4 protein-coding genes and 2 tRNA genes are annotated in these 5651 nt (G+C 53.4%); all 6 read left to right on the top strand.

From position 1 onward, the window contains the following. Positions 1-104: 104 nt before the first annotated feature. Positions 105-180 (top strand) — tRNA-Thr (locus tag ACTHS3_RS01125). A gap of 36 nt (positions 181-216) precedes the next feature. After that, positions 217-292, top strand: a tRNA-Thr gene (locus ACTHS3_RS01120). A 127-nt stretch (positions 293-419) separates the two neighbouring features. Further along, entirely contained in the window at positions 420-1211 is a 792-nt protein-coding gene (gene panB, locus ACTHS3_RS01115) for a 3-methyl-2-oxobutanoate hydroxymethyltransferase (RefSeq protein WP_049333454.1), read from the top strand. A gap of 119 nt (positions 1212-1330) precedes the next feature. Then, positions 1331-2167 (top strand): pantoate--beta-alanine ligase, encoded by an 837-nt coding sequence (gene panC / locus ACTHS3_RS01110; protein ID WP_254323800.1) that lies wholly within the window; start codon positions 1331-1333, stop codon positions 2165-2167. 88 nt (positions 2168-2255) lie between these two features. Further along, entirely contained in the window at positions 2256-4856 is a 2601-nt protein-coding gene (mutS, locus tag ACTHS3_RS01105; RefSeq protein ID WP_440361183.1) for a DNA mismatch repair protein MutS, read from the top strand. Between the two features lie 37 nt (positions 4857-4893). Beyond that, positions 4894-5651: DUF5672 family protein (locus ACTHS3_RS01100; RefSeq protein WP_440366878.1), on the top strand; the 758-nt coding region annotated here is incomplete at its 3' end.

Below are 5651 nucleotides of genomic sequence, written 5' to 3'. Positions count from 1 at the left end.
TATTTAATTTTCTTTAAAATCATTGGTTTTTATAATTTCGTGAGTAACTTTGTTTTAAAATGCTTGCCAAGATGGGAACTTATCGGCATAATGCCGACTTCCTTGCCGGTATAGCTCAGTTGGTAGAGCACCTGACTTGTAATCAGGGGGTCCCGAGTTCGACTCTTGGTGCCGGCACCAGTTAAAGACTGATGGTGCTGCAAGGCATTTCAGTAAGCCGGTATAGCTCAGTTGGTAGAGCACCTGACTTGTAATCAGGGGGTCCCGAGTTCGACTCTTGGTGCCGGCACCAATTAAAAGCCCGATTGTGAAAGCAGTCGGGCTTTTGCTTATGCTTTGATATTTTAAAAGCAGACCTTATAATACCGCGTTTCCATTACAACAAAGGGCTGCCCGTCGGGCGGAACACACAAAACACCATGATTACCGTAAACACTTTGCAAAAAATGAAAGCAGAGGGCGAGAAAATCGCCATGCTGACCGCTTATGAATCCAGCTTTGCCGCGCTGATGGACAATGCCGGAGTAGATGTACTGCTGGTCGGTGATTCTTTGGGTATGGCGGTGCAAGGCCGTCAGTCCACTTTGCCGGTGAGCTTGCAGGATATGTGCTACCACACTGAATGCGTGGCTCGCGGTACTAAAAATGCCATGATTGTCAGCGACTTGCCGTTTGGTGCTTATCAGCAGAGCAAAGAGCAGGCATTTGCGGCGGCGGCTGAGTTGATGGCGGCCGGCGCGCATATGGTCAAGCTCGAAGGCGGTGTCTGGATGGCGGAGACCACTGAATTTCTGCAAATGCGCGGTATCCCTGTTTGCGCCCACATCGGCCTGACTCCGCAATCCGTGTTTGCATTCGGCGGCTATAAAGTTCAAGGCCGAGGCGACAAGGCGGAAGCGTTGCTCAACGACGCTAAAGCGCATGATGCGGCAGGTGCGGCAATCGTATTGATGGAATGCGTTCCTGCGGAATTGGCGAAAAAAGTGACCGAGACCGTTTCTTGCCCGACCATCGGCATTGGCGCAGGCGTGGATTGCGACGGTCAGGTTTTGGTGATGCACGATATGCTCGGCATTTTCCCAGGTAAAACCGCCAAATTCGTGAAGAACTTTATGCAGGGCAAAGACAGCGTTCAAGCTGCGGTCAAAGCCTATGTGGACGAAGTCAAAGCAAAAACGTTCCCATCTGTCGAACATACGTTTGCCGGATAAAATAAAAACCAGGCCGTCTGAAACTTATTTCAGACGGCCTTTTCGATGAATAAAAGCGTATAATCGGCGCGTGATTCCCGTTGATGAAACAGCGGAAAAAATAAAGGATTTTTCAAACCATGCAAATTATTCATACGATTAAAGAATTGCGCGAGTGGCGCAAAACTGCCGGAAAAGTGGCATTTGTACCGACCATGGGCAATCTGCACGAAGGCCATCTTGCGCTGGTGCGCGAAGCAAAAAAACGTGCCGATAACGTTGTGGTCAGTATTTTTGTCAACCGCCTGCAATTCGGACAAGGCGAGGATTTCGACAAATATCCGCGCACTTTGCAACAAGATGCCGACAAATTGACAGGCGAGGGCGTTGCCGTCGTGTTCGCGCCTGATGAAAAAGAGCTGTATCCGAATGTGGAACAGCGTTTCAATGTCGAGCCTCCGCACCTGCAAAATGAATTGTGCGGCAAATTCCGTCCGGGCCATTTCCGCGGCGTGGCGACCGTTGTGACTAAGTTGTTCAACATTGTTCAACCCGATACCGCCTGTTTCGGCAAAAAAGACTATCAGCAGCTGGCGATTATCAAAGGCTTTGTCGAAGACTTGAATTTCAATATCGAAATCGTTCCTGTCGATACCGGTCGCGCTTCAGACGGCCTGGCACTTTCCAGTCGCAACCAATATTTGAGCGAAGCAGAACGCGCAGAAGCGCCCCGTCTCTATCAAGAGTTACAAAACATTGCCGCCGCCTTGAAAAACGGCAATCTGGATTACGCCCAGCTTGAAGCCGAATGTATCCGCCGTTTGACCGATGCCGGCTGGGTGGTTGATTACGTTGAAATCCGCCATGCACACAGTTTGGCAGTGGCTCATGTTGGCGATAAAGAATTGGTGGTGCTTGCTGCCGCACGTTTGGGTACCACGCGCCTGATTGATAATTTGGAAGTAGCTTTGGCTTAAAACCAAGCTGCTGTTAAAGGCCGTCTGAAACCTGTTTTTCAGACGGCCTTTTGTTACAATAACGCTTTTGCGTTTCTAAGGCTTTTCCATGTCCAAACCCACCGTTTCCCCGATGATGCAGCAGTATCTCGCCATCAAATCGCAACACGCCGACAAGCTGGTGTTTTACCGCATGGGCGATTTTTACGAGTTGTTTTTGGATGACGCAGTGGAGGCGGCAAAGCTGTTGGACATTACCCTGACCACGCGCGGGCAGATGGACGGCGTGCCGATTAAGATGGCGGGTGTGCCGTTTCATGCGGCGGAGCAGTATCTGGCGCGGCTGGTGAAGATGGGCAAAAGCGTGGCGGTGTGCGAGCAGGTGGGCGAAGTCGGCGCGGGCAAAGGACCGGTGGAGCGCAAAGTCGTGCGCATCGTTACGCCCGGCACGCTGACCGACGCGGCATTTTTGGAAGACAAGGAAACCAACCGCATCGCGGCGGTGAACGCGGATAAAAAACACATCGCCATCGCGTGGGCATCTTTGCAAAGCGGCGAATTCAAAACCAAGCTGACGACGGCGGACAAACTCGCCGACGAGCTGGCGCGTTTGCAGGCGGCGGAAATCCTGTTGCCCGAAGGCAAAAGCCTGCCTAATGGTTTTCAGACGACCTCTGCCAACATCACGCGCCTGAACTCATGGCAGTTTGCCGCCGACGCGGGCGCGAAATTATTGACCGAATATTTCGGCTGCCAAGACCTGCACGGCTTCGGTTTGGACGGCAAGGAACACGAAGCCGCTGTCGGTGCGGCGGGCGCGCTGTTGAACTACATCCGCCTGACGCAAAACCTGATGCCGCAACACTTAGACGGCATTTCGCTCGAAACCGACAGCCAATATATCGGCATGGACGCCGCCACGCGCCGCAATCTCGAAATCACGCAAACCCTCTCCGGCAAAAAATCGCCGACCCTGTTTTCCATACTCGACGGCTGCGCCACCCACATGGGCAGCCGCCTCTTGGCACTCTGGCTGCACCACCCCTTACGCAGCCGCGTCCATATCCGCGCCCGCCAAGAAGCCGTTGCCGCGCTGGGTTCGCAATACGAAACCCTGCAAGGCCGTCTGAAAAACATCGCAGACATCGAACGCATCGCCGCCCGCATCGCCGTCGGCAACGCCCGTCCGCGCGACCTCGCCGCCCTGCGCGACAGCCTGTTTGCCCTATCCGAAATCGAATTATCCGCCGAGGGCAGCAGCCTGTTGGAAACCCTCAAAGCCGTTTTCCCCGAAACCCTGCCCGTTGCCGAAACCCTCAAAGCCGCCGTAATGCCCGAACCCGCCGTCTGGCTTAAAGACGGCGGCGTCATCAACCAAGGCTATTGCGCAGAACTCGACGAACTGCGCCACATCCAAAACCACGGCGACGAATTCCTGCTCGACCTCGAAGCGCGCGAACGCGAACGCACCGGCCTCTCCACCCTCAAAGTCGAGTTCAACCGCGTCCACGGCTTCTACATCGAGCTATCCAAAGTCCAGGCCGAACAAGCCCCCTCCGACTACCAACGCCGCCAGACCCTGAAAAACGCCGAACGCTTCATCACCCCCGAACTCAAAACCTTCGAAGACAAAGTCCTGACCGCGCAAGAGCAGGCATTGGCATTGGAAAAACGCCTGTTTGAAGCCCTCCTCAAAGACATTCAGACGACCCTTCCCCAGCTTCAAAAAGCCGCCAAAGCCGCCGCCGCCCTCGACGTACTCTCCACCTTCGCCGCGATTGCGGCCGAACGCGGTTTCGTCTGTCCCGAGTTCGCCGACTATCCGGTCATCCATATCGAAAACGGCCGCCATCCCGTCGTCGAGCAACAAGTGCGCCACTTCACCGCCAACCACACCCGCCTCGACCACAAACACCGCCTCATGCTCCTGACCGGCCCCAACATGGGCGGCAAATCCACCTACATGCGCCAAGTCGCCCATATTGTCCTCATGGCGCACACCGGCAGCTTCGTGCCTGCCGATTCAGCCCAAATCGGCCCTATCGACCAAATCTTCACCCGCATCGGCGCATCGGATGATTTAGCCTCCAACCGCTCCACCTTCATGGTTGAAATGAGCGAAACCGCCTACATCCTCCACCACGCCACCGACCAATCCCTCGTCCTTATGGACGAAGTTGGTCGCGGCACTTCGACTTTTGACGGCCTCGCCCTTGCCCAAGCCATTGCCGAACACCTGCTGCAAAAAAATAAATCCTTCAGCCTCTTCGCCACCCACTATTTCGAGCTGACCAAACTGCCCGAAGCCCACGCAACAGCAGTCAATATGCACCTCTCCGCACTTGAACAAGGACAGGACATCGTCTTCCTCCACCACATCGAACCCGGCCCCGCCAGCAAAAGCTACGGTATCGCCGTTGCCAAACTCGCCGGCCTGCCCAACCGCGCATTGAAGGCGGCTCAAAAGCATTTAAACGATTTGGAAAACCAAGCCGCCGCCAACCGTCCGCAGTTGGATATTTTCAGCGCCATGCCGTCTGAAAATAGGGAAGATGAGGAAGGGAAAGAACAAGAAGTTGAGCCTGTCGATAATTTGCAGACCAATGAATTGGCTGAAGCTTTGGCGCAAATTCAGCCCGACAACCTTACGCCGCGCGAAGCCTTGGATGCCTTGTATCGCTTGAAAGATATCTGCAATAAGGCGTCGTAAATAACGTAAAGGCCGTCTGAAACAGGAGAAACATATAATGAGTTTTGCTGACATTACCGTGGTTAGTATTACCGGCGCAGATTCTTATACCGAGGGCACGATGTATGCCATTATCCGCAGCTGCGCCGAATTGCCCGGAAGCCGTGGATTGCTGATCAGCCCGAGTTGTCCGCAAGGTTTGCCGGAAAATATCCGACATCAGCCTTGCCGGAAATTCGGTTATTTAGAATACAATCTGTTTGTTTTGTACCAACTGATGTATTACATCGATACTGATTATTGTTTGATCGTTCAAAATGACGGCTGGGTGTTGAACGGTCAAAACTGGCAGGATGCCTATCGGGAATATGATTATATCGGCGCACCTTTGCCGATTTTGTTGGAAACCGAAGCAGACGGGCAGTTTTTCCTGAAAGGAACCGACCAATATTTGGCTAAACAACATCTGATTCAGACTTCTCCGAATTTGGACGAGCCGCAGAACGGCGGTTTCAGCCTGCGCAGCAAGCGGCTTTTAACCATGCCGCGACAACTGGGTTTAAATGTAGAAATCCGACCGCCTTTGCCGCCGAAAGACGAGAAAATTGCCGATATGGAATGGCTGGTACGGCTGCACCACGAGGATATGTTTTTGACGGCGCAACACCGTTATAGATTGCAGGACTTAGGTTTGAAATTTGCGCCTCCGAATATTGCTACGCAATTTTCTTCAGAAGTACCGTTTATCAATCAAATGAGGAATGTCCCTTTAGAGCGCGTCTTTGGGGCGCACTGGATGGGCAATGTGGTCTTGAC

The sequence above is a fragment of the Neisseria sp. P0009.S007 genome (genome assembly GCF_051962515.1).
Note: the sequence above shows the minus strand (reverse complement) of the source record. Positions and strands in the feature narration are given on the sequence as shown.

Coding starts and splice junctions, on each gene's coding strand:
- panB (WP_049333454.1), top strand. CDS start 420: ATGATTACCGTAAACACTTTGCAAAAAATGAAAGCAGAGGGCGAGAAA.
- panC (WP_254323800.1), top strand. CDS start 1,331: ATGCAAATTATTCATACGATTAAAGAATTGCGCGAGTGGCGCAAAACT.
- mutS (WP_440361183.1), top strand. CDS start 2,256: ATGTCCAAACCCACCGTTTCCCCGATGATGCAGCAGTATCTCGCCATC.